Consider the following 25,406-nt stretch of genomic DNA (forward strand, 5'->3'; position numbering starts at 1 on the left):
ACATCCCTGTCACTATTTTGTGAAAGGGATGTTTTTGATTGATTAGACTTTACGTTGGCTAAATGATTGAATGGCTGAGACTACCTGCTCCACATTGACTTGGTCATGACAGGGGAGGGTGATCGTATTTTGTTCAAGAAAAATGGAATTGGGTTTAATCTGTCTGTATTTGCGGCGGTAATAGGTAGTGCCGCTTAAGCAATAGGTGCCGAAAGTCGACTCTATATGGCAGTCGCTCAAATATTGAATCAATTCGTCGCGAACGATGTTTTTTGGAATTTTGAAAACGGCGGATTGTGTATTGTGTACAACGTCAGGTCCGATTTTTTGACTTTGGAATCCGAGGGGTTCAAGCTGTTCACTATATGCTTTCTGCTGAAGGTTTCTGCGATGAATGATGTCATCTAGTTTTTGGAGCTGTTTGATTCCAAGAGCGGCTTGGATATCAGATAATCTGTAGTTGTAGCCGAAATCCATAAAATCCAATTGGCCGTCAGAGATAGCGGCGCCATGGTTTAACTTGACTGAAAACCAATCTTTCAACTCTTCCCGGTCGGTTGTAATTGCTCCGCCTTCGCCTGTCGTAAGCAGCTTTCTGGGGTGAAAGCTGAAACAGGTGAGATCGGCAATTTTTCCAGATTTACAACCGTATTCACTGCTGCCGATCGCACACGCGGCATCATCCACGAGTGGTAAGCTATACTCTTTACATATGTGTTTAATGTTGGTGATGCCTGTCGGGTTTCCAAGAGCATCTACAAAAAGAACGGCTTTTGTCCGGGACGTGATTTGACTTTCCAGCTCTTCTGGAAGCATGTTAAATGTTTCAAGATCAACATCGGCAAAAATCGGCTTAGCACCTAAATCTTCTATTACATTGACAGTGGCGGGAAACGAAAAGTCTGAGACGATCACTTCGTCTCCGGGTTGGACGTTAAGGCTTTTAAGGCACATCGATAAAGCCGTTGTAGCCGATGTTGTTAAAAAAGCATGCTTTGCACTTACATACTGTTTAATATGATCAGCAAATGTTCTGACATAAGGGCCTTTTGTCAGCATGCCGGAGGAAAATATTTCTTTTAATTCTGCTTCCACTTCTTCAAACGTAATATACGGCTCAATCAACCTGATCATGAGCGCTCCTCATCTTTCATCCTTCGGTTTTTGATCACCTTTGCCGGCACGCCTACCGCTATGCTGTACGGGGGAATATGACGATTGACGACGGCGTTTGCTCCGATTTTGGAGTGGGCGCCTATCGTAACGCCTGCTAAAATAGACGCACCGATCCCGATGTTGCAGTTTTCTTCAATATGAATGGGAGCGAATGTAAGCGGTGAAAACAAAATGGTACTGTCAGGTATATCAGGATCGGTATGGTAAGCGGCGTGTATCCGGACATTCGGACCAATTCCCGCAAATTCTCCGATTGTAACCCCGCCGGCACCGTGTATAAAACATTGCTGACCGATCCAGCTGTTTGAGCCGATGATCAGGTCATGCTTATAATAGCCTTTTAAAATCGTGTCATGGCCGATATAAACGTTATCTCCGATATAGATATTTTCCGGATGAAAAATGCGGACTCCGTCTTCAATAACGACATTTTCGCCGCACCCTCCAAGCTGGGAAAGGGTAAATTCACCTTTTCCTTCGCTTTTCCATTGTTTCAACAAAAGCGCCTCCTTTCTTATTGATCCAAATTTTTTCGAATGCTTTCAGCTGTTCTTGTGATCCCTTCTTCCAGATCTACTTTTGAGTTAAAACCGAGCATTTCTTTTGCTTTATTGACCTGAGGGATGCGAAGTTCAATATCGGCTTCTTTTTTCTCTCCAAAGATGATTTGCGATTTTGATCCAAGAACTCTGATAATCGTGCTTGCCAATCCGTATACAGTGATCACAGTCCGTTCATTGCCGATGTTGAAAGACTCCCCAATGGCTTCTTTCATCGTCAAACAGCGCAATATTCCGTCGATCATGTCATCTACGTAACACCAGGCCCGGATTTGCGTTCCATCGCCGTGAATATAGATCGGCTCATCTAACAGAGCTCTGTGAACCATCGTTTTGATGGCGCCTTCCCCGACTTGTTCCGGTCCATAAACATTAAAAGGGCGGACGGTGACGGTCGGGAGCCCCAATTCTTTAAAATAGGCATATGCCATATGTTCCTCGGCGAGTTTGCTGACAGCATATGTCCAGCGAGCTTCTCCCACCGCTCCTAAAACAGTATGACTGGTCTCTCGCGCCCTGAAAGCGATTTGGCCGAACACTTCACTCGTACTGAAACAAACGACCCTTTTGCATTCGGTTAAACCTGCAGCCGCTTCTAGCAGATTGGCTGAACCGATCATGTTGACCTGCATCGTTTTAACGGGATTTTGAATGACCGTGTCAATCCCTGCGATGCCGGCGGCGTGGACAATGTGGCTGGCTCCCTGGATCGCCTTTTTAAGCGTGTTCACATCTAAAATGTCTCCCTGCACCACTTTCAAGTGAGGATGGTCCCGGTAAGGTTTATACCGGAGGGAGTCTCTTGAAAAATTGTCGTATACGGTGACGCTGTTGCGCTCTATCAGTTTTCCTATTAAAGAGGATCCGATAAAGCCTGCTCCGCCAGTTATGAAAATATGCTGGCCGGATAACTCTGTCATATCGCTCATCAATTGTTCACCTGCTTGTTTCGTTTTTTTGAATTACAAATCCCGCGACGCGAAAGGTGTTCAATATCATCCCGAAAGTAGCGTCTGATAAACAGCCAGCATTTTTTTGCTGTTTTTCACCATATCATGATGAACTTCTGCATACTTTCTTCCTTTCTGGCCGATTTCCGGCAGCATATCCCGGTTTTTCAGCACATTTTCAATCACTTCTGTAATGTTGTCAGGATTTGCTCTTATGAGAGGCAGTTCGGAAGGATAGTGCTCCTTCATAAAATCACTGACCCAACAGATAACGGGTTTCCCCATTGCCATCGATTCGACGGCAAATAATCCATAGCTGCCGATATGAAGCTGATCAATGATCAAATCCGCCTTTTGATAGATTTTCTTTGCCTGTTCATGAGAAACCCCTCGTACTAGGTGAAAATGAAAATCGTATTTTTCTTTTAAAGACTCCACCGCCTTAAGGATATGGCGGGTTCCTTTTATTCCTGGAGAGGTGGGGGCATGAACGATGAGCGGTTTTTCATTTGACCTGTAGTCGGGAATATAGCGGTCAAGCTGGATCATGGTTGGAATCATGTGGATATGCTCATAATAGTCTTTTACATACTCGTAAAGTTCCATATCGGCGACGATGCAGTGCTGGACATATTGTGAAATTCGTTTGAGGTGATATCGAATTCGCGCTTCGTTTTTCGTTTTGACAACGGCGTATGGATTTGTTTTAGCCAATGTTGAATAAAGCCTCACATCGCTGCCCCAATGATGCATGATCATTGGTTTACCTGCCTGTTTTAAAATGGGATAATCCGACATGTCCAGCGTAAAGCTTGTGCCAAAATGAAAATGGAACAAATCATAGGATGGCAAGAGATCACTGGCAAGCCTTCTCAGCTTCGCATTCATGGCGGGCGTATTGCGTTCTTTCAGCAATGACCAGGTGTAGTCGGCAGCGTAATTTAAATAATAAGGATAGTAATTTAAAGTGTGGGCAAGCGCGCCATGCTGTGAGAGCCCTTTAGCCAAGGTGTTCATTTGGTTGGCGATTTCCATTGTGCCTTGCAAAACGCGGATTTGCCCAGCCGGAGGCTCGGTTTTTTCATGAACAGGAAGATCAAGCTTTGGCCCGCTTTCGGTTTCTGCTCCATCTCCTTTTTGAAGATAGGCCGCGCTCTCTTGTTCCCTTCCGGTGCGCAGGCACACTTTTCCCATCAGCAGATTTAAAGATCTGTTATCAGGAAAAAGGTCAAGCCCCCTCCAGAGCCATAGCCAGGCGTTATGGTCATGGCCGAGATAGACAGAAAGAGAGGCTTGAAGAAAATAAAAATCGGGCTCGTTATGCGAGCCGTCGGCTTCCCACTCTTTTAAGCGCTTCATGGCTTTGTTCCAATCTTTTTGTTCCAGACAATGAATGATGTCTGACTTGAAATCTTTCATGATGACCTCCCATCGATCACGCTGCTTTCAATTTCTCCTTTTAATGGCAGAATAAAAACGCTTTGTGCGCTCTATCATACGTATAAATGAATCTATATGACTGTGTATTTGTGCGAGAGTATAAGAGAAAAACCTTCCACAGAGCGGAAGGCTTTATATCAGCTGGATTTTTTTAATATTTTTCATATATCGTTCATACTGATTGTCTGAAGCGAGGCTTAATTGGAAGTATTCATCCATTTTATCCAGGAGCGGCTGAATGCATTCTTTTTTGGCGTCTTGATCTAAATGCCGGGTATATCCGTTTTGTGCGTATCTCCGGGCCATTCTCCAAAAGGTTTTTCCGATGCTGAAATATTTCAAGGACTGTCTTTGATTTTCCTCAAGCTCCTTCCATTTGATATGGGGAAAATAGACGCTTTCGTCAAATTCTTTCACAATATAGTCGATGACGTACACAAGCGATTGAATCCTTTTATGCAATTGGTAGGAAATATTGTTTTGATGGCGGCGGTAGCACAATACAGGTTTTCTTAAATAGCGGCGCTTCCAGCCGCGCTTCGTGTTGGCCAAACAATTCAGCACATCCCCTGCAAGCGGCTTTTGCGGATCAACCAGCCAAGTAAAGCCTTTTTGCTGATAATAAGATGCTTTAAACATGCCCACCATCGGGACAATGCCTGAGCCGCCCCTTTGAAAAATAGTCCTCACCAGCTCCTCATCGCCATACTCTTGATACGTCCACAGCCCCGCATTTTTTCCGTGTTGATCAACAAGCAAAAGGTCCCCGTACACATAATCTAATCCCTCTTCTCCAAAAAAGCACTGCATAAAGTCATGGAGCACCAAATTGTGCGGAAGGAAATCATCTGCGCTTAAAAGCAAAACATATTCGCCTTTTGCCTCTTGGAAGATTTCCTTAAAAGCGAGATCAGGAAGTTTTGTATTTTCGCTGTGGCATATCGTTCGAATGTGCGGATGCGTTTTTTGATAGCTGCTGATTTTTTGCATCGAGTCGTCAGTTGAGTGGTCGTCAACGATCAGAATGTCGATATTAGGGTAGAGTTGATTTAAAACGGATTGAAGGCATTCATCAATAAAATTACTGTAATTATAGTTGATGATGCCTACCGTAATCAGCGGCGGATTTGGCATAACCGTCAACTCTGACTGCTTTGCAAAGCCTGAAATCATCTCTTCAATTTTGCGCATGCTCAGGTCATATGAATAATGCTCTTCAATAAACGACCGATAATGGAGAGATGTATAATCACCGCTTGTGATCATGGCCACGAATTCATCTATTGTATTCCAAACAACTGATTCATCGTATATCGTCTTTGCGCCGTAAAAGTTGTGGATCAGCGGTTTAATGCCTTTAGCCATCGCTTCCATGGCCGACATATGCTGACTTTCAAGAAGGCTCGTGCAAATCAGGTAATGCTTATCTTCCAAGTATTGATTCATATCATCCTGCCATCCGTCAAATTGGACGTTGTCAGTCAGCCGGAGTTCATCAATCATTTGCTTGAAGTACAACTGATAGCGGGCGTCCTGAAACGTCCCGGCGATGAACAGTTTGTATCTTGGGTCTTTGTCAATCAGTGCCTTGAAAGCCTGCAGCAAAAGCATCGGACCTTTTTTATAGTTGATATAGCCGACATATGCGATATGAAAGCCTTTTTGCCTTTGCTGAAAGGTGTATTCGTCTAACTTGATTCCATTTGGAACGACGGCCGTTTTCTCTTTTTTCAACGATTTAACTTGATCTAATACATATTCCCGCATGTGTTCCCCGTCAAAGATCACTTGATCCACCGCTTGCCAATATACCTTTTTAATATAAAAAGTAAATGCTTCATAGCTGTGGAGCCTGCATATTAATGTTTTGGCCGCTGCAGAAGGGACTTTGCTCCCGTGGATCAATAAATCATCGCACCATTCAAACCAGCAAATATCCGCCCATTGCATACCAGTGTCGATTTGATTCAAATCATGAACCGCGATTTTTCTGGTCCGGTAAGTTTCGGAAAGGTGCTCAACGACAGCATTCAAAAACCGGTCCAAATCCGGTTTAACGAAAAAAATGATCTTTGGACGCCTGACCATTTTTTTGAAAAGGTCTTCTTTCTCCTTCATGAGGCGATGTTGATGTTCGCGCCTGACAAACAGGAGGGCATCATCATATAATTCAGACGCTCTCTGAACCTGCTGCTTTTTTTCATAAACAAAAGCAGCGCTTATCAGTAAGCCGGGATCGAAGGGAGCGGCTTCCAGCCTCTCTTCCAGCTTCAGCGCAGCATCGTGCCATTTGTGTTGAAATATCAGTTGGGATATTTCGGTTTCTCTCCAGCTAAGCCCAACAGAGTCTAGCAAATATTCCAATTCATTATCCATCTGAAACCTCCTGGTTAAACACATTTTCGCTAGTAGTATCTATATTCAAGCGAGAAAAGAAAGTTCTATGAAAAATACTTCGGAAATGGCACAGCCTGAAAAGCTAAAACAGTGACAGCGGCACAAACGCGATCAGCTGCTGGTTCATATTTTATGGGTAGATTTTAAAAAAGAGTCTCAGGGAGTGAAGGCTTTGGTTACAATCAGTCTATGTATGATTGTCAAAAATGAAGAAGAAGTATTAGCGAGATGCCTTGATACTGTGAAAGACATTGTAGATGAAATTAACATTGTGGATACGGGGTCGACAGATCAAACCGTAGAAATTGCGAAGCGCTACACAGACCGCGTCTTTTTCTTTGAATGGATCGGCGATTTTGCGGCTGCCCGCAATGAATCGTTTAAACACGCCACAAAGGATTATATTCTCTATCTGGATGCGGACGATGTGTTGCTTGAGGAAGATCAGAAAAAATTAAAAGAGTTGAAGGAAACGCTTGATCCTTCCGTTGATTCCGTGTCCATGTACTATGATGCGGGAACTGACGAATTCGGAAATGTGACATTAAGGTACCGCCGCAACCGCCTGGTGAAAAGGGAGAAAAACTTTAAATGGAAAGGCGACTGCCATCAATATTTGGAGGTATTCGGGAACATCATCAATGCCGATATCTCGGTGACGCATAAAAAAATCCGCCACTCTGTCGGACGAAACCTCAATATTTACCAAAAGAAGATCGATCGCGGCGACACGTTTACCCCGCGCGACTATTTTTACTACGGAAATGAATTAAGAGAAAACAGACACTACGAAAAAGCAATTGAAAGCTACAATAAAAACATTGAAATGAAAGAAGGATGGATTGAAGACAAAGTATACGCCTGCATCAACAAAGCCGACTGCCACCGCTTTCTCGGCGACTTGGATAATGAGCTGAGATCGCTCTTCCAGTCATTTGAATTTTCCAAAACGCCTCGTGCTGAAACATGCTCAAGAATCGGCTATAACTTTCAGCGGCGGCGGGAATACAATGCCGCTATCTACTGGTATGAGCTGGCGACAACACTGGTGCCTGATTCGAATAAATGGAGCTTCACCTATCCGGCATATTACACTTGGTACCCTCACTTGCAAATGTGCGTGTGCTACTACAATTTAGGAGACTTTGAAAAGTCGTATCAGCACAATGAAGAGGCGAGAAAATACCGTCCCGATGACAAATCCGTCCTTCATAACAAACAGCTGCTGGAAGGGAAATTAGGCATTAACAAATAAGCATGGTCAAGACTTACTGAACAAGTAGGTCTTTTTTTATGAAAAAAATCAAGCCGTGCCAAATTACCGGCAGGCATCATAACTTATTTTGGAACTTTTTGATTTTAGAGGAGGAACAGAGATGATCCCGTTAATCAATTTAAAACGCCAGTTTCAAACGGTAAAACAAGATATTTTACAAGAGTTTGAGCATGTGTTGGACAGCGGCCAATATATATTGGGGCCGAAGGTTGAAGAGCTGGAGAAAAGAATAGCCGAAAAGCTTGGTGTAAAAGAAGCGGTCGCGGTCGCCAATGGAACGGATGCATTAGTGCTGACGCTCGAAGCTTTCGGTATCGGCAAAGGGGATGAGGTCATTACGACGCCGTTCACTTTTTTTGCGACCGCCGAAGCTGTCTCAAGGGTGGGGGCTAAGCCGGTGTTTGCTGATGTTGATCGTGAAACCTGCAACCTTGATCCGGAAAAAATAGAAGAAAAGATCACCCCTGCTACTAAAGCGATCATTCCCGTCCACATTTTCGGACAGCCGGCTGATATGGACGAGATCATGGCGATTGCCAAAAAACACGGACTGCTTGTGATTGAGGATGCCTGCCAAGCGTTCGGCGCATCGTATAAAGGGCGGCCTGTCGGCAGCATCGGGGATGCCGCCTGTTTTTCATTTTTCCCGACAAAAAACTTAGGAACGTTGGGAGACGGGGGAATGGTGACGATTTCAGATCCGGATGCGGCCCGGCAATTAAGAACACTCAGAACCCATGGCACAAGCAAAAAATACTTCCATGACAAAATCGGTTTCAACAGCCGTCTTGATGAATTACATGCCGCTGCTTTGCTCATTCTTCTTGAGAAAATCGACGGCTGGAATGAACAAAGAAGAAAAGTTGCCAGCCGCTACAGGGAAGGTTTGAAAACGGCGGAGCATCTCACACTGCCGGCTGAGAAAGAAGACCGCACACATATCTATCATCTCTATTGTATCGGCGCGAAAGACCGCGACGAATTCATTCAATCGCTGAAAGAGCAGAACATTCATTCAGGCGTGTATTATCCTTGCTGCCTTCATTTGCAAACGGTCTATTCTTCATTGCAGTACAAAAAAGGCGATTTCCCTATAGCCGAGTCCTTGTCCGAAACCCTTTTCGCGATTCCGATGGATCCTTTTCTAGCCGCTGAGGAACAAGAGCAAATTATTTCCGCGCTGCTGAAAAAAGGAGGAGGGGGAAAGTGACGGTTCATTTCGGTTTAATCGGCTGCGGCTATATGTCAAGAAAACATCTTCAAGCACTGGCCGGGTGCGGTGATGCAAAGTTGTCGGCCGTCAGTGATTTGCAGGAAGAACGGATGAAGGAGGCGGAACAATACTATGCTTCCTTCGCCGGAGATGAAAGCCGAATGACCCATTATCAGCAGTATCAAGCGCTGCTTTCAGATTCTAAAATAGAAGCGGTCATTATTGCGGCGGTTTCGGGACTGCACGCCGAAATGGCCAAAGCTGCGCTGCAGGCAGGCAAGCACGTCATCGTCGAAAAACCGATGACCTTGTCATTACAGGATGCCGATGAGCTTATAGAACTGGCGAAACAGAACGGGCTGAAGCTCATGGTCTGCCACCAGATGCGCCACCGGCCGATCATGAAAAAACTGAAGGAAACGATTGAGAGAGGAAAACTGGGAAGGATCTACTTAGGCACAGTATCGCTTCGCTTAAACAGGTCACCCGCTTATTATGAAGCGGCAACCTGGCGGGGAAGCTGGGAAAAAGACGGCGGGATGCTGGTCAATCAAGGGATACATCTGATCGATCTGCTGCAATGGTTTTTAGGTGATGTAAAAGGCGTTTACGGAGATATACTGGGCGGTTCCGGAGCAAAAGAAACGGAAGATGTTGCTGTCGGTGTTCTGACGTTTGCCAGTCAGGCGAAAGGAGTAGTAGAAGCGAATATCGTCACACAGCCAAACAATATCGGAAGCTCTCTCTCGATTTTTGGAGAACATGGAACGATTTCATTGGAAGGCCCGGCATTAAACCGGATCAGCCGCTGGTATATCCACGGGGAGAAGGATGCTGCTGAAGAAGCGGCGCAGCTGATTGATCTCGGCGGCGAACAAACCGCCATGTACCAAAACTTTATAAGCGCCGTCAAGCGCCAAGACACACTATTGGTTGACGGTTATGAAGGGAAAAAGGCGATTGAAACGATTTTTGGAATCTACCAGTCTGTGCTGCAGAAGCAGCCGGTGCAGCTGCCTCTTTCTTCGTTTCAAACATCTGATATGAAAAATAAATAGGTTTTGATTTGGTAGATCGTCCCTTTCAAAAAAAGATTTAAAACATAGTTTATTAAAGGAATGTACAGAAGGGGCGATTTGATAAATGAGCAAACAGGAAATGCATAACGAAACGATAGCGGTCATCGGCTTGGGGTTTGTCGGTCTGCCCTTGGCCATGTTGTTGATATCAAAAGGAATTCGGGTTATCGGTGTTGATTTGGATAAAAAGAAAGTCGAGGCATTACGGAAAGGGAACAGCTATATTTCAGATATCAACGATCAAGCGGTGCAGGACGGAATAGGCACCGGTTTCTTTCGTCCTGTTTCGGACTACGGTTTAATCGGCGAAGCGGATGCCGTCATCATCTGCGTACCGACGCCGCTGAATGATGATGCGGGTCCTGATTTGACTTATGTGAAAAGAGCGGCGCAATCGATTGGAGGGCACTTGAAAAAAGGGCAGCTCGTTGTGTTGGAAAGCTCGACATATCCGGGTACGACAAGGGACATCGTCAAACCGATCCTCGAAGAAAGCGGCCTTGTATGCGGAAAGGATTTTTATTTGGCTTATTCTCCAGAACGCGTTGATCCGGGCAATCAATTTCCGATTGAAGTCGTGCCGAAGGTAGTGGGAGGCGCGACGGAGGCATGCCTTGAAAAGGTGCATCAATTATACAGCGGCATTTATGAAGAGGTTGTGCCTGTCACATCGCCTGAAACAGCGGAGCTGACAAAGCTGCTGGAAAATACGTACCGGTTTATTAATATTTCATTCATTAATGAATTCGCGATGATATGCGACAAGCTCGGGGTGAATGTATGGGAAGTCATCGAGGCGGCAAGCACGAAGCCGTACGGCTTTGCGGCGTTTTATCCAGGTCCCGGCATCGGCGGCCATTGCATCCCCGTCGATCCGCTGTATTTGCAGTTTGTCATGAAACAAAGCGGTTTATCGAGCGACTTTATCGAGCTGTCGGAAGCGACAAATGATAGAATCGTCCGCTATATCGCAGAGCGTTCCTTGCAACTGGCAGGGAAAGATAAGGCGACAGACGCCCGCATTTTAATCTATGGCGTCACCTATAAACGTAATATAGCGGATGTCCGCGAATCAAAATCGCTTGATATTATAGAGAAGCTGATCGGCATGGGGGCTGATGTTTCCTACCATGATCCGCACGTTCCGGAACTCGACCTCAGCGGCAAAAAAATGGCAAGCATGCCGATAGATTCAGAGATGCTGAAAGCGTACGACTGTGTTGTCGTTTTGACCGATCATGACGCACTTCCGAAAGAGCTGTTACTAAACCATGCAACCGTGATATTTGATACAAGAGGCGTGTTGAGAGAAGCAGCAGGAAAAGCGAAAGTCATCCAGCTCGGAAACGGGTGCTCTTGACGCCAATTTTTTTCCGCGACTCACGCCCAGACCCGTTCGGAATACAATAAGTTAAAACAAGAACGTAAAGGGTGAGGGCCGTGTGGATCGGAATTTTGTTGATGGTCTTTGGAATTGGGATCAGTATTTTTGCCGTCAGTCTGATTGTCAGCTATTTGTTTGTTATGCCGAACAGGAGCACATATGAAGAAACCTTTTTCAGCGGTCTCAAACACGGCGAGATCATCGATGATGTGTTTGAGTCACACGACAAAGAAGAGCTGTTTTTGACGGCGGGGGATGGATGCCGGCTGCATGCGCTGCTTTTTCCCGTTCAAAAGAGCAGGAAAGTCGTCATCGTTTCCCACGGCATCAAGTGGTCGCTGTTTGGAGGGTATAAATACGTCGAGCTGTTCCAGTCCATCGGCTACAATGTTCTGCTTTGCGACAGCAGGTGCCACGGATTGAGCGGCGGTTCACACGTTTCTTACGGATTTTACGAAAAGGACGATTTGGCGAGGTGGGCTGACGAGCTTGAGAACAGGTTCGGCAAAGACCTTTGGATCGGGGTGCTTGGCGAATCGCTAGGAGCCGCGGCTGCCATCGAGCTGATGAAACAGGACAGGAGAATCAAGTTTTGTATTGCCGATTCCTGCTTCAGCGATTTAACAGAGCTATGCCGCTTTCAGCTGAAAGCCGCCGTCAAATTGTCCGTGCCGTTTCTCATCCCGTTGGCAAGCGGGCTGATCAAACGGCGCCACGGCTGGAGCCTTGCCGACATATCGCCGGTCAGCAATCTTGAGCAGTCAGACACGCCGCTGTTTATCATCCACGGCACAAATGATCAGCTTGTTCCGCCGGAAATGGCCAAAAGCCTGTATGACCGGAAAAAAGGGATAAAGAAACTGTATTTGATTGAAGGCGCGGGACATGTCGGCGGATTTCGCCACGATCCTGAAGAATACTTAAGCAGAATCAAAGACTTTCTCTTGAAAATCGAGCCGGCCAATTAGCCTTGCGATTCCAGCATTTCAGCGGCAGCCGATCGTTGGCGCGCTTCCTTGATTTTGCCGGCATAGGAAGCTCCCCAATTCATCATTTGACTGATGATCGGAATCAGCGTCTTGCCGAACTCAGTTAAACTGTACTCGACTTTCGGGGGAACCTGCTTATAAATCGTGCGGCAGACGATGCCGTCACGCTCAAGTTCGCGAAGCTGGAGGGTCAGCATCCGCTGTGTCACGGCGGGAATTAAACGACGCAGCTCATTAAAGCGTTTTTTATCATCGATCAAATGATACAGAATGACGCTTTTCCATTTGCCGCCGATGATATCGATCGTTGCTTCCACCGGGCATGAATAACCGTCCGGTGTTTCGCATGCCTTTGGATTCTTGTTCATTTTCCTCTCTCCTTAGTATAAAAAATGATACTATGCCACAAAAATGTGCGTACTTTCTTATTGCTATTATAATGATTAGAATGAAATTAAGAAAGGAATATAAACTATAGACAAAAGGAGAGAACAGAACATGACACAGCAATCCAAGAAGCAGGAGATTCTTGACGCATTCCAATTTAGACACGCGACAAAAGAGTTTGATCCGGACAGAAAGATATCAGACGAGGATTTTCAGTTCATTTTAGAAGCGGGCAGACTGTCGCCAAGCTCTGTCGGCCTCGAGCCGTGGAAGTTCGTCGTCGTCCAAAATAAAGAGCTGCGTGAAAAACTGCGCCAGGTCTCATGGGGCGCACAGGGACAGCTGCCGACAGCCAGCCATTTCGTTTTGCTGCTCGGACGCACGGCTAAGGAAATGCGGCATGATTCCGGGTATGTTGCAGATCAGTTAAAGCATGTGAAAAAAATGCCGGAGGACATCATTGAAAATATGCTGAAAGAAGACGGCGTTCTGAAAAGTTTCCAAGACGGCGATTTTCATTTGTACGAAAGCGACAGAGCGATGTTTGACTGGGTATCAAAGCAAACGTACATCGCGCTAGCCAACATGATGACGGCGGCCGCCTTGATCGGTATTGACTCCTGCCCGATTGAAGGCTTTAACTACGACAAAGTCCACGACATCCTTGAAAAAGAAGGATTGTTGGAGGACGGCCGCTTTGACATCTCGGTCATGGCCGCTTTCGGTTACCGCGTGAAAGAACCGCGTCCGAAGACGAGACGGGCGCTTGATCAAATCGTGAAATGGGTTGAATAAAAAAAGTGCGGTTCTGCCTTTAGCAGACCGCACTTTTTTATTTAGATTTGGAGTTTGCGCCGCTTCCTTTGGTAAAGGTACAGACCGCTTCCGGATATAAGCAGCAGCAGGCCGAGCATCAGCCAATGATAGGCGTTTGAAGCGGTGTCAGGCAAAAACCCGCCGTTTGAACCATCTGAAGGTTCATTTCCGTCATCTGACCCGCCGCTGCCATGACCGCCTGATCCGTCTCCGCCGCTTCCGGCGCCGGGCGAAGCAGGGGGTTGACCGCCGCTGCCGCCATTCGGACCGTCATCATCGCCTGAACCCGGCGGAAGTGAAGGAGACCCGGCATCTTTGTCATTCATCACGGTATACTCGCTGAAATGGTCGACATAGCCTGCAACGGTACGGCCTTTCGTATAGCCGTTTGTCACTTTTGTGAAGCTGTTGTTTTTGCGGTCGACATAATAGACGCTCAAATGTTTGTCAGGAGCCTCGACTTGGAAAAACAGTCCGACAGGTTCTTTAAATGTGCTGACCGTTTTTCCATTCTGCTGAATGTTGAAATCATATACCTTTGTGACCGCCTGTTTGATATTCTTGGCGATTTTGATGCTGATTTTAGTCTTTTCGCTTGCCAGATTAACGGCTGGAAGCTGCATCGCAATGCGATCGTTTTTCAGGGTGATACTTGGATCATCAGTTCTTTCTTTGACAAGGTCAGTCTGTGCTTTTGTCATATTCAGCTTGATGTGGTCTTTTTCTGTGTCAGGGAAATAAGCAATCACCTGATTTGCGTTTTTCGCGTATGTTTCGAACGGTTTTTCCGCAAGCGTCCAAGTGCCGTCTGTCTGACGGTCAGGAAGGAACACTTCTGTGATTCTGTTTTCGATGTTCGGTGAAACAGAATCGTACAATGCAAGCTGCTCTGTAAAAATGTCGTAATCGGTAAAACCGAGATCGACACCGTTTTTCGCTTCTTTAAAAACGGAATAGCCGTCTCCGCCGCCGCCCATGAAGTTGTTTGTAGCCACACGGTAGGTTTTGTCCAAATCGAGCGGAACAGCATCCCCTTTGTCATTGACAAGGTTCACATCAAGGATGCGCTCACCTTTTGGCTTGCTCAGTGTAAATGTGAAGGATAAACCCGCGACATGCGGAAACGCGCCTCCGCCTTCTTCGACTTGGCTCACCCCGTGCTCAAGCGCTTCTTTGATTTGCGCACCCGTCAAATCAGCGGCATAAAGGGTGTTGCCGAACGGCATGACCGTCAGCACATCGCCGAGTGTGATGTCGCCTTTGGCAATACCGCTTCTGATTCCGCCGCCGTTTGTGATGGCGATGTCAGCCCCGCCGGCTTGTTTTGCTTTCTTCAGCATGCCGTCCGCGATAAAATTGCCGAGGTTGGTTTCTTTTGAGCGGACATGCTCGCGTTTTCCGTCAAGCGGGACATCGGCATAGCCTACTTTTTTCTTCTTCAGTTCGTCAATATCTTCTTTAAAGCCGTCAAGCACTTCTTTCGCTGGAGGATCTTCGTCCACTTTGCCGTCAATCGCGATCAAATTGAACCTTGATTGATCCGTTTGAACGACGCCTTTCTCATCAAACACAACATCGACCCGTCCTAAAAACTGCCCGTAGTCTTTCACTTGGGCGACGATTGTCGGTTCTTCGCTCTCCACCACTTTTAAATGATCGACGAGTGTATGCGTATGCCCGCCGATAATCAAATCGATGCCCTTCACTTTTTTGGCCAGCTCCAGATCCCGGTTGTAGCCGAGGTGGGTGAGGGCGATGATTTTGTTGACCTTTTCTTTTTCTTTCAGTTCCTTGACCGTTTTCTCCGCTGACAGATAAGCGTCATGGAACGCAATGTTCGGTCCGGGGCTTGACGTATATGACGTATCTTCCGTCGTCAGGCCGAATACGCCGACTTGCTCGCCATTTACATCAAGCAGAATATAAGGATAGATGCCGCTTTCTTTCTTTTCTCCCGCTGTTAAGAGTGCAGGCTCTTTTTGAAAGCTTCGCAGCTGAGGCTCCTTTGATACATCGACATTGGAGCTGACGATTGGAAAATCGGGCTTTTCCAGCTGGTGTCTGTTTAACGGATCGACGGCCGCATTGTTTCCGCTCAGAAAGTCTGCGAGCACTTTCGGCCCTTTATCAAATTCATGGTTGCCGAAGGTCATGGCGTCATAGCCCATCATGTTCATCAGCTTCAAATCGGCGAGTCCGTTCCATTTTGTAAAATACAAGTCACCGGAAAAGACATCGCCGGCATCGAGCAGCACATTGTTTTCTGCTTCACTGCGGATTTCTTTCACTTTGGCAGCGCGCCTTGCCGCTTCATCAAGGTGGGCGTGCGTGTCGTTCGTGTGCATGACTGTTAACGTCCAGTTTCCATTATCAACTGGAGGCTCTGTACCTTCAAAGTTCAGCTTATAGACGCCATATCCGCTGTTTTCGGATTCTCTGACAAAATCGATGTCCTTCGCTTTTTCAGCAAACGGTTTGGCGAGGAGAGAAGATTCGAATGTCACATCGGCTCCTTTAATCGGAGCGATCGACCAGTTGTTATCGGCGGCAGGATTGACCGTTTTCTTTTCCATGATGTAGTTCATGAGCACCTGCCTGTTTTCATCAGCCGCCGCATAAACGACTTTGTCCTGCGTCAGATGCGGGAATCCGCCGCCCCCGGACGCGCGGTAATTATTTGTGACCACAAGGAATTCCTGATCGTCGCGGACGGCTTTTCCGTTGTAAGACAACTGTTTGACGCGGTTGGCCTGCGGATTTTTCACCCCGCCTGACGCATTGTATTTTGCCGGTTGTGTGACATCGATCTGGTAGGTCACACCGTCAATGACATCGAAATTATACGACCTGAAATCGGGGTTGAGGAGCGCCTGTTCACCCGATTTTGAAGGGTCGATCTGGTTGAACTGCCCGGCCGACATTTCGATCCAGTCCTTCACTTCGCTTCCCGTCAGCTTGACGATATAGAGCGTATTGTCGTACAAATACAAATCGCCGATGTTTTTGATCGCAAGGTTTCCTGCTTTAATGTTTGTATAATAATCAGCACCGTTACGCCCTCCTGCTTTAAATGGCGCGCCCGCTGATAAAATCGGCAGGTTTTCGTATTCCGTTCCCTTCATGACATCTTCCGCATACCATTTTTGTGCGTCTGTGACAATCTGAATCGAAGGATCGTCTTTTACTTGTGCGAAAAAGCTGTTAATATCAGCTTCCGTTTGGCCAACCGGCGCGCGGACGTATTCAAGCGTTTTTTCGTGTGTGTCTTTAATCGTGGAAACGACGGTTTCGTGTCGTGACGTCACATTTCCGGCAATCGCTTCCGTTTTTGCGCTGGCATCTTTCACTGTCCATTTGCTGCCGTCCTGTTCAAGCTGCATATCGATGATTCCTAAATGGCTGCCCCAGTTTTTCGGCATGACGACAGGGATGCCGTTGATCGTTCCTTTTTGATTGTCGATCACGCCATTTCCTGGATAGTCGGTACCGGGGAACAGACCGTGCTGGTGTCCGGAGATGATCGCATCTATTCCTTCCGTCTTGAGAGCCAGGTCATATACGGCGTTTTCTGCTCCCGCCGCCTGTCCGCCATTTTCAATTCCGGAGTGGGCGATCGCAATGATCACGTCGGCGCCTTCTTGCTTCATTTTCGGAATCGTTTGTTTCGCTGATTCGGTGATGTCCTGCACCGTGATTTTGCCGTCCAGATGCTTTTTATCCCATGTTAAAATCTGCGGCGGAACGAAGCCGATGTAGCCGACTTTAAGCTGGTGCTTTTGGCCGCTTTCATCCGTCAGCGTCCGCTCTTCAATATGATATGGCGTATATTTGTTCTTTCCGTCCGATGTTTTTATATTGGCATTGACAATGGGAAATTCGGCGCCTTTTATCGTGCCGTCAAGGAATTCAAGGCCATAGTTGAATTCGTGGTTTCCGAGCGTGCCGGCGTCATAGTGCAGTTTGTTCATGACATCAATGATCGGGTGTGTTTTCGTTCCGGAGATAATTGCTTCACGTTCATGTTTGAAGATATATTCCCCTAGAGGGTTCCCTTGAATTAAGTCGCCGTTGTCGACAAGAATCGTGTTCGGATTCCGGCTCCGGTGCTTTTCGATCAGCTGAGCCGTGCGGGCCAGTCCGAATTCTGCCGTTTCTTTGTCGGCATAGTAGTCATAGTCCATGATATGGGCGTGGATATCTGTCGTACCCAGGATGCTGAGGTTGATCAGCGGGTGTTCATTTGGTTCTTCTGCATATGTCTGGGTGTTTGGAATGAGTAAACTGAGTATCATCACTGAGGTTAGCAGAATACGGAGAATGTTTTTCCTTGAAAACCGTCTTTTCTGTATTCCCACCATTTCTCCACCTTTCAGATTAGAGTAACAATTTCTATTGTAAGAACTTTTTGTAAAGTTTTGTAGAACTTTCGTTGCGAATATTGTAAACACTCAGAAAATGATTCCAAAGTCTGTCCCTGTCTGCCGGGTGACTTAGGTACTTTGTCGCGAGGAACGTGCGGATGTTTTATTTAGTGTGGCAGGGGGAAATGGATTTATGTAGACAGAAGCTTTTGGGAGGGTGAGCAATATGAGCAAAAACATTGCAGTTGTTCTGACAGATTACTTTGAGGATTCGGAGTATACCGAGCCTGCGAAAGCGTTCAAAGACGCCGGGCACCAGCTTACGGTTATTGAAAAAGAGAAAGGCAAAACGCTGAAAGGCAAGCAAGGCGAGGCGCAAGTGGAAACAGATGCGTCCATTGATGAAGTCAGCCCGGCCGATTTTGACGCGCTGTTGATTCCGGGCGGATTTTCGCCGGATATTCTCAGAGCCGACCAGCGTTTCGTATCGTTTGCGAAATCCTTTATGGATGACAAAAAACCGGTGTTTGCGATCTGCCACGGCCCGCAGCTTTTAATCACCGCCAAGGCTCTGGACGGACGCAGTGCAACAGGCTACACATCGATTCAAGTCGATTTGGAAAACGCCGGGGTTCAATTTAAGGACGAGGAAGTTGTCGTCTGCCAGAACCAGCTTGTTACAAGCCGGACGCCTGACGACATCCCTGCGTTTACACGCGAATCTTTGAAGCTGCTCGGCTAATGAAAAAAGACCGGAATAGATTTCCGGTCTTTTTTATGTTTATTTTCGGAGTGCAGCCAGTTCCTCTGCGATTGCCTGCATTTCGCTCGGACTGAAAGATTTCTTTTTCATCACCATTTTGTGCAGGTATTCAAGATCTTCAAGCTTTTCATTGCTGAAGGCTTCAGCTTTAATGACGCCGATGTTCAGCATGTTTAATTTTTGCGAGATCTCTTCGATCATTTTGTTCAGCTCGGCTGTTTTCTGCTCTGACAAGAAGGCACATCCTTTCTCACTGATTTCGTAGTCTTTATTGTAACAGAATTAAGCGAGAAGAAAAGGACGGCCGTCAAAAGCAGCTCCGGCTTAAACAGATACGCTGTTTTGTTTTTCCTCTTTTTCGGCTTTGATTTTGGCGAGGATCTGTTTGGACTCATAGATGACAATGCCTGTCAAACCGAGCAGGCCGATCAGGTTCGGAATTGCCATCAGACCGTTCAGCATATCTGCAAGCGCCCAGACGAAGTCATTTTTAAAGACCGCTCCGAAAAAGACGGCGATTACAAAGATGACGCGGTAGACGATCGCATATTTTTCATTCAGCAGGTAGGTAAAGCATTTTTCTCCGTAGTACGACCAGCCCAAAATCGTCGAATAGGCGAACAGCAGCAGTCCGATCGCGACGATTGTCGAACCCGCAGGGCCAAGAAAATGTGCGAATGTCATCGATGTCAGCGCATCGTTTTTTTCTGTCAGATACATGTTTCCCATGACAATCGATATCCCCGTAATCGAGCAGACAATCAATGTGTCGATGAAAACCTGAGTCATAGAGACAAGCGCCTGGCGGGCCGGCATATCGGTTTTTGCCGCGGCTGCAGCGATCGGCGCCGAGCCGAGACCTGCTTCATTTGAAAATACGCCCCGCGCCACGCCCCAGCGGATCACGGTTCCGATCGCGCCTCCTGCCACGGCCTGGCCGGTAAACGCGTCAGAGAAAATTAAACCGACCGCGCCGGGGACAAGTTCAAAGTTTGTGACAAGAATGATCAATCCGGCGATGACATAAAATAAAGCCATGATCGGTACGAACAGCGAGGTGACTTTGCCGATGCTTTTAATTCCCCCGAGAATGACAAGGGCTGTAAAAATCGTGACAATGATGCCGGTTACCCAGGCAGGCACGGAAAATGTGGAGCTCATGACTCCGGATACAGAATTCGACTGAACCATATTGCCTATTCCGAAAGCGGCAAGCGCCCCGAATATGGCAAATAACACACCTAGCCACTTTTGCTTGAGGCCGTGTTCCAAATAATACATCGGACCGCCTGACATTTCGCCGTTTTTGTCTTTCACGCGGAATCTGACGGCAAGCACCGCTTCGGCATATTTCGTCGCCATTCCGAAGAAGGCGGCGAGCCACATCCAAAACACGGCGCCCGGCCCCCCGGCAATGACAGCTGAGGCGACACCGACGATATTCCCTGTACCGACCGTAGCGGCTAGGGCAGTCATCAGCGCCTGAAAGTGGGAAATATCGCCTTCAGAGAATTTATCCTGACGTCTTGAAAAGGCAAGCTTTAATGAGTAAGGCAAAAGTCTGACCTGCAAAAAAGCCAGCCTGAAAGTCAAATAAATACCCGTTCCAACGATGAGGATCAAAAGCGGAGGTCCCCATAAAAAACCGTTCATTGTATCTACAATATGTGAAATAAAATCCATAGGCGAAATATCCCCCTTTAATTTTGTGTCTAACTAGAATATTCTGAAAGTTTGTTAGATTTGTCAATAGCATTGTCATCTTTTCTTCCCAAAGTTGAAAAAAACAAAAAAATCTTTAGTATAAAAGCAAAAGTGTTTTTTCTTTCTGAAATGTGGGGAAAGAATAGAGGAGGCTCTTGTTTGATGATCAAAGTGCTATTTGTCTGCCTCGGCAATATTTGCCGCTCTCCGATGGCAGAAGCTGTATTTAACGACATGCTCAAAAAAAGCGGACTGGAGGACCGAATTGAAGCCGATTCGGCGGGGACAGGGAACTGGCATGTCGGAAAACCGCCTCATGAAGGCACACGGTCGCTGCTATCTGCAAAAAAGATCAGCTGCGAAGGCCTTTACGCGAGGCAGATTACCGACAAAGACCCGGAAGCGTTCGATTATATCATCGCGATGGATGCCGAAACGCTGGCCATGTGAGAAGCCTTGCCGGCTACGGGAGCAAAGCCGTCATCCGGAGGCTGCTCGACTATGTCGAGGACTGTGAGACGGCAGATGTTCCTGATCCATACTACACCGGGAACTTTGATGAGGTGTACGAACTCGTCGCGAAAGGATGCAGCGAATTGCTAAAGGACATTCGAAAAGAACACAAATTATAAAAAAACGAAGGGAGAGATTTTTTATGAAAAACGACCGCGTTTTCATCAGAAATATCCTCCTCGGCGCTTCGGTCGGGGCGGTTATGTCACTGCTGCACAAACCGACTAGAGAAGCGTGCGGCGCAAAGCTTGACGCGTGCAAAAACAAAGTCCGCCTTTACCGCGCAAATCCCGGAATGTTCACCGAATGCGTGAAAGAAAAAATGGACGAAGCCAAAAAACTGACCGCTTCCATATCGGACGATTTAAGCTTCTTAAATCAACAGATGAAAGAACTGAAAGAGACGACGCCAAAAGTGATCGGTCTGATCGAGGAAACGAGGGATCACTTCACAGCTAAATCCAAAGGGCGTACGGAGCCGGAAAAAGAATGAGCTTTTTGAAAGAGCTGGCTTGGCGTTTTTTCCTTCATGAAGGGCCGAGCAAATCGGCGGAACTTGCCTACTTTTTCCTGCTGTCCCTGTTTCCGTTTATGATTTTCCTATTGACTTTGATCGGCTACCTGCCTGTCAAAACGGGCGATGTCATCGGGCTGATTGAACAGTATGCTCCAGAAGACACGATGTCCGTTATTGAAGAGACGCTCAATACAGGAAACAGGGGCCTGCTTTCTTTCGGGATCATCGCGGCGCTCTGGTCTGCGTCAAACGGATTGAACGCGATTGTCAGGGCCTTTAATCATGCTTATGAAGTGGAGGAAAACCGCTCATTCATCATGGTTCGGCTGACATCACTCCTCCTGACCGCCGCGATGGTTTTCACCATATTGGTCGCGCTTCTTCTTCCGGTATTCGGGAGGGCCATCGGCCATTTCATCGCCAATCTGGACGGTACGCCGGAAATGTTTCTAGCGGCATGGTCAGCGCTCCGCTGGGGAATCAGCCCGCTTGTGCTGCTGATCGTCTTTACGGCTTTATACTTTTTTGCCCCGAATAAGCGGCTGTCATTTAAATTCGTGCTTCCGGGAGCCGTTGCAGCGACAGCCGGTTGGATCCTCGTCAGCATGCTGTTTTCATACTACGTCAGTGAATTTGCAAACTACAGCGCAACATACGGAAGCCTCGGCGGCATCATCGTCCTGATGATCTGGTTTTATTTAAGCGGAATGATGATTATTCTTGGAGGGGAGATCAATGCCCTTTTACATAAACGTAAAATCATTCCTGAAGAAAATCCGCGGAAATGAGCAATCTATAAAAGAACGTTTCATGAGTTCAAAAGCGGAGGGATCATCATGACAAAACACACGAAAAAAGGCGGCAGCCATAATAAACAAAATTCAAAGCAAAGTTCGAAAAACAAAACGAGCGGAAGCGCCAACGGACAAAACGGATATCATTAAAACTGCCTGACGTTTTCGAAAAGGCCGGCTGCCTATAGTAAGCAGCCGGCCTTTTTTACATTGGCGCCGCCTCAGATTGTTCGAGAGCGCCGTTTTTCTTCGTTCTGCCAAAGAGCACCCCGATCCAGATCAACACCATCACGATTGTAATCAAATAAAACAGATTGCTGTTATGAAATGTCTGCATATACCAGCCGCCGGCAACCGGGCCGAAAATGCTTCCGAAGCTGAAGGTGATTCCGCACATCAAGTTTCCGGCCGGGAGAAGGCGTTTTGGAAGCAGGTCGGCCATAAAGCTGATGCCGAGTGAAAAAGTTGATCCAACAGCCATTCCGGCTATGAAAAAACATGCCGCAAGCAAGGGGACGGAATCGGAAAAGCCCGCCGCAAAGAAGCAGCCTGCCCCGACAGCCAATATAACAAGGAGCACATTTCGTCTTCCATACTTGTCGCTCAACACGCCGAGCGGATACTGAAAGACGATGCTTCCGATCGCAAAAGCCGGAAGAATAATTGATAGGCCTTCGACGGAAATGCCCGAGCGGAGCGCGTAGACGGGAAAATTGCCGTTCAGGGCGGTTTCCAAAAAGCCGTAGCCGAATGTCGGCAAAAACGCGACCCATCCTAGCAGAAAGGCTTGGACGAAGCGCTTCAAGCTGTTATCGCTGCGGCTTTCAGAGCCGCTTTTCTCAGGAAAATCGTTTTGAAGGCAAAAAATAAACAGCCACGCCAGCAGGCTGAATGCACCTGAGACGATAAACGGCAATGACGGGGCAATGTTGACAAGCGGCGTTAAAAAAGGACCGGCAGCAAATCCCAAACCAAACGAAAGGCCGTACAAAGAGATATTGCGGCCGCGGTTTTTTTCAGACGATAATGTGGTCACCCAAGTTTGCGTTGAAAAGTGCAGCATATGATCCCCGATTCCAATCAAGAGCCGTAAAAAGAACCAGACGATAAACGACTGAATAAAAACAAAGGCGAACAAACTCGCGCACACCATCACCCCGCCGATGACGATCAGCGGTTTAAAACCGAGCCTGCGAAGCGGTGCTTCCATAAACGGCGAAGCGATCAGGACGCCGATGTAGAGGCCTGTCGCATGAAGACCGTTCAGCGCAGCCGAATGGCCTTCCTGTTCGAAAATAACAGAGATGACCGGAAGGAGCATCCCTTGCGAAAAACCTGATATACTGACAATCAAAACGAGAATGAAAAAGTGAAATCTAGTCATCGGCCGATTCTCCTTATCCGTAATCCTTCTTTGATCGTACAACTTTCACAAGTTTTTAGGCAAGGCGATTTTTCTTTTTCTGTCAAAAGAGGTGTGAATCATGGAAATCGTGTGGAATCAGAACGGCTTTGAGGCTGGTCTGGAATATGGAAAGCTTAAGATATCAGGCAATGAAGAAGCAGGATTCAGGCCTTATCAATTGCTGGCCGCTTCGATTGCGGCATGCAGCGGAACCGTTCTTCATAACATATTGGAAAAGAAAAGGATACAGCTGAAAGATATGACCATTGAGACAAAAGAAGAACGCATTTCCGAAGAGGCGGGCCGCATCAAAAGCATTCATCTTCACTTCATATTGAAGGGAGAAAACCTCGGTGCAGAACAAATTCAAAAGGCGCTGAAAGTAGCGATGAAAAATTGTGCCATGGTGAGGTCTGTTGAAAACAGCATCAAGATCATCGAAACATTTCAGATTCGCTGATGTTTAAAAACCTGCGTTAATGCGGAATAGATCAGTATGCTGTATATAAACTGAAAAGTTCGCACAAAAATAACCTACACCAAAAAAGAAAAGAGGAATGAAAAATGGGCCGTTTTTTCTTTTGGATGATGGCTGCGGGAGTTCCCCTTTCTGTTGCAGGGAGCATGTTGCATTGGCCGCAGGTTTTATTGTTCATCATATACTGCCTGACGATTATCGCGCTTGCAAGCTATATGGGAAGAGCCACCGAAAGCCTTGCGATTATTGCGGGTCCGAGGATCGGGGGCCTTTTAAATGCGACGTTCGGAAACGCCGTTGAGCTGATCATTTCGATCTTCGCGTTGCGGGAAGGACTGACCGGCATTGTGCTCGCATCGCTGACAGGATCTGTCCTCGGCAACCTTCTCCTGGTCGCCGGCCTGTCGTTTTTCATCGGGGGCCTGAAATATAAGCGCCAGGAATTCAACGTGTATGATGCGAGACACAATTCAGGTTTGCTCATGTTCGCGGTGATTGTCGCTTTCGTCATCCCTGAAGTATTTTCAGCCGAAATGACAGAGCCGAGGAAGCTGTCGATGAGCGTCGGCATCAGCATCATCATGATTTTGCTTTACCTGGCAGCGCTTTATTTCAAGCTTGTCAGCCACCGCGGGGTTTACCAGACGAATCAAAATGAGCGGGAAGAATCGCATGAAGAGCCGGAATGGTCGGGAAAGAGGGCAACATTGATTTTATTTTTGGCGACCGTTGCCGTTGCCTACATTTCCGAGCACCTCGTCCACACATTTGATACGGTGGCCGAACAATTCGGCTGGTCGGAGCTTTTCATCGGGGTCATCATTGTCGCGATCGTCGGAAACGCGGCAGAGCATGCTTCCGCCGTCATTATGGCCTATAAGGACAAAATGGATGTCGCAGTTGAAATTGCGATCGGATCAACGCTGCAGATCGCGATGTTTGTCGCACCCGTTCTTGTGATCAGCTCTTTGTTTTTTCCAGTGAGCATGCCGCTCGTCTTTACCTTGCCGGAACTCGTCGCCATGGCTTCCGCCGTCCTTTTGATGATCGTCATTTCAAACGACGGGGATACGAACTGGTTTGAGGGCGCGACATTGCTGGCTGCTTATATCATCATGGGAATCGGTTTTTTCCTTCTTTAAAAAAATTGGGATAAACGGAGAGCATCCGGAAAACAATAAGGGAAAAGAAACAGAAAGAGTGA

General features: G+C 47.0%; 21 protein-coding genes and 1 pseudogene. 12 read left to right on the forward strand and 10 right to left on the reverse strand.

The features are described 5' to 3' along the window. Window positions 1-42: 42 nt before the first annotated feature. The 5 genes from M1D67_RS04230 to M1D67_RS04250 form a co-directional block, all read right to left on the reverse strand. A complete protein-coding gene (locus M1D67_RS04230; protein WP_026580666.1) occupies window positions 43-1,134 on the reverse strand; it encodes a DegT/DnrJ/EryC1/StrS family aminotransferase in 1,092 nt (363 codons plus the stop codon). Beyond that, window positions 1,131-1,673 (reverse strand): acyltransferase, encoded by a 543-nt coding sequence (locus M1D67_RS04235; RefSeq protein WP_023855855.1) that lies wholly within the window; start codon window positions 1,671-1,673, stop codon window positions 1,131-1,133. The genes M1D67_RS04230 and M1D67_RS04235 overlap by 4 nt, the downstream gene beginning before the upstream one ends. A 17-nt stretch (window positions 1,674-1,690) precedes the next feature. Further along, complete coding sequence (locus M1D67_RS04240) at window positions 1,691-2,665, reverse strand: NAD-dependent epimerase/dehydratase family protein (protein WP_331837399.1); 975 nt, start codon at window positions 2,663-2,665, stop codon at window positions 1,691-1,693. 66 nt (window positions 2,666-2,731) lie between these two features. After that, window positions 2,732-4,105, reverse strand: a complete 1,374-nt coding sequence (locus M1D67_RS04245) for a glycosyltransferase (RefSeq protein ID WP_145929896.1) — start codon at window positions 4,103-4,105, stop codon at window positions 2,732-2,734. Between the two features lie 153 nt (window positions 4,106-4,258). Then, window positions 4,259-6,502, reverse strand: coding sequence for a glycosyltransferase (locus M1D67_RS04250; protein ID WP_479831622.1), 2,244 nt, complete (start codon window positions 6,500-6,502; stop codon window positions 4,259-4,261). A gap of 193 nt (window positions 6,503-6,695) precedes the next feature. Here M1D67_RS04250 and M1D67_RS04255 point away from each other — a divergent pair, with 193 nt between their 5' ends. The 5 genes from M1D67_RS04255 to M1D67_RS04275 all read left to right on the forward strand — a co-directional run bounded on the left by M1D67_RS04255 (window position 6,696) and on the right by M1D67_RS04275 (window position 12,443). Beyond that, window positions 6,696-7,778, forward strand: coding sequence for a glycosyltransferase (locus M1D67_RS04255; RefSeq protein WP_031304956.1), 1,083 nt, complete (start codon window positions 6,696-6,698; stop codon window positions 7,776-7,778). A 121-nt stretch (window positions 7,779-7,899) separates the two neighbouring features. Further along, window positions 7,900-9,009 (forward strand): DegT/DnrJ/EryC1/StrS family aminotransferase, encoded by a 1,110-nt coding sequence (locus M1D67_RS04260; protein ID WP_128822940.1) that lies wholly within the window; start codon window positions 7,900-7,902, stop codon window positions 9,007-9,009. Continuing rightward, window positions 9,006-10,070: a Gfo/Idh/MocA family protein gene (locus M1D67_RS04265; protein ID WP_224066857.1), complete on the forward strand. Its 1,065-nt coding sequence runs from the start codon at window positions 9,006-9,008 to the stop codon at window positions 10,068-10,070. The genes M1D67_RS04260 and M1D67_RS04265 overlap by 4 nt, the downstream gene beginning before the upstream one ends. An 85-nt stretch (window positions 10,071-10,155) precedes the next feature. After that, a complete protein-coding gene (locus M1D67_RS04270) occupies window positions 10,156-11,451 on the forward strand; it encodes a nucleotide sugar dehydrogenase (RefSeq protein WP_023855862.1) in 1,296 nt (431 codons plus the stop codon). 80 nt (window positions 11,452-11,531) lie between these two features. Further along, window positions 11,532-12,443: an alpha/beta hydrolase gene (locus M1D67_RS04275; RefSeq protein WP_080131279.1), complete on the forward strand. Its 912-nt coding sequence runs from the start codon at window positions 11,532-11,534 to the stop codon at window positions 12,441-12,443. Here M1D67_RS04275 and M1D67_RS04280 read toward each other — a convergent pair. After that, window positions 12,440-12,832 (reverse strand): winged helix-turn-helix transcriptional regulator, encoded by a 393-nt coding sequence (locus M1D67_RS04280; protein ID WP_020450561.1) that lies wholly within the window; start codon window positions 12,830-12,832, stop codon window positions 12,440-12,442. The two genes, M1D67_RS04275 and M1D67_RS04280, sit on opposite strands and share 4 nt — an antisense overlap. Window positions 12,833-12,962: 130 nt before the next feature. Here M1D67_RS04280 and M1D67_RS04285 point away from each other — a divergent pair, with 130 nt between their 5' ends. Next, on the forward strand, window positions 12,963-13,646 hold the full coding sequence (locus M1D67_RS04285) for an NAD(P)H-dependent oxidoreductase (protein ID WP_020450562.1): 684 nt from the start codon (window positions 12,963-12,965) through the stop codon (window positions 13,644-13,646). A gap of 41 nt (window positions 13,647-13,687) precedes the next feature. On the opposite strand, the gene M1D67_RS04290 is transcribed toward M1D67_RS04285, so the two are convergent. Further along, window positions 13,688-18,025, reverse strand: a complete 4,338-nt coding sequence (locus M1D67_RS04290) for a multifunctional 2',3'-cyclic-nucleotide 2'-phosphodiesterase/3'-nucleotidase/5'-nucleotidase (protein WP_479831623.1) — start codon at window positions 18,023-18,025, stop codon at window positions 13,688-13,690. Between the two features lie 229 nt (window positions 18,026-18,254). Between M1D67_RS04290 and M1D67_RS04295 the strand changes: the two genes are divergently transcribed. After that, entirely contained in the window at window positions 18,255-18,770 is a 516-nt protein-coding gene (locus tag M1D67_RS04295) for a type 1 glutamine amidotransferase domain-containing protein (RefSeq protein ID WP_020450564.1), read from the forward strand. Between the two features lie 39 nt (window positions 18,771-18,809). On the opposite strand, the gene M1D67_RS04300 is transcribed toward M1D67_RS04295, so the two are convergent. Continuing rightward, on the reverse strand, window positions 18,810-18,992 hold the full coding sequence (locus tag M1D67_RS04300) for a DUF1128 domain-containing protein (protein WP_031304963.1): 183 nt from the start codon (window positions 18,990-18,992) through the stop codon (window positions 18,810-18,812). Window positions 18,993-19,115: 123 nt separating this feature from the next. Beyond that, entirely contained in the window at window positions 19,116-20,474 is a 1,359-nt protein-coding gene (locus tag M1D67_RS04305; RefSeq protein ID WP_479831624.1) for an alanine/glycine:cation symporter family protein, read from the reverse strand. Between the two features lie 183 nt (window positions 20,475-20,657). Here M1D67_RS04305 and M1D67_RS04310 point away from each other — a divergent pair. From M1D67_RS04310 to M1D67_RS04320, 3 genes and pseudogenes are all read left to right on the forward strand, one after another. After that, window positions 20,658-21,127, forward strand: a pseudogene (locus tag M1D67_RS04310) (low molecular weight protein-tyrosine-phosphatase). Between the two features lie 23 nt (window positions 21,128-21,150). Further along, a complete protein-coding gene (locus M1D67_RS04315; RefSeq protein ID WP_020450568.1) occupies window positions 21,151-21,501 on the forward strand; it encodes a hypothetical protein in 351 nt (116 codons plus the stop codon). Continuing rightward, on the forward strand, window positions 21,498-22,313 hold the full coding sequence (locus M1D67_RS04320; protein WP_020450569.1) for a YihY/virulence factor BrkB family protein: 816 nt from the start codon (window positions 21,498-21,500) through the stop codon (window positions 22,311-22,313). The genes M1D67_RS04315 and M1D67_RS04320 overlap by 4 nt, the downstream gene beginning before the upstream one ends. Window positions 22,314-22,524: 211 nt before the next feature. On the opposite strand, the gene M1D67_RS04325 is transcribed toward M1D67_RS04320, so the two are convergent. Further along, complete coding sequence (locus M1D67_RS04325; protein WP_023855869.1) at window positions 22,525-23,703, reverse strand: MFS transporter; 1,179 nt, start codon at window positions 23,701-23,703, stop codon at window positions 22,525-22,527. Between the two features lie 100 nt (window positions 23,704-23,803). On the opposite strand from M1D67_RS04325, the gene M1D67_RS04330 reads away from it, so the two are divergent. Both M1D67_RS04330 and cax read left to right on the forward strand, forming a co-directional pair. Continuing rightward, window positions 23,804-24,184 carry an OsmC family protein gene (locus M1D67_RS04330; RefSeq protein ID WP_268489584.1) on the forward strand — a complete coding sequence of 127 codons (381 nt, stop codon included), beginning with the start codon at window positions 23,804-23,806 and terminating at the stop codon, window positions 24,182-24,184. 104 nt (window positions 24,185-24,288) lie between these two features. Continuing rightward, complete coding sequence (cax, locus tag M1D67_RS04335) at window positions 24,289-25,344, forward strand: calcium/proton exchanger (protein WP_020450572.1); 1,056 nt, start codon at window positions 24,289-24,291, stop codon at window positions 25,342-25,344. Window positions 25,345-25,406: the final 62 nt, after the last annotated feature.

Source organism: Bacillus sp. PK6-025 (assembly GCF_056530265.1).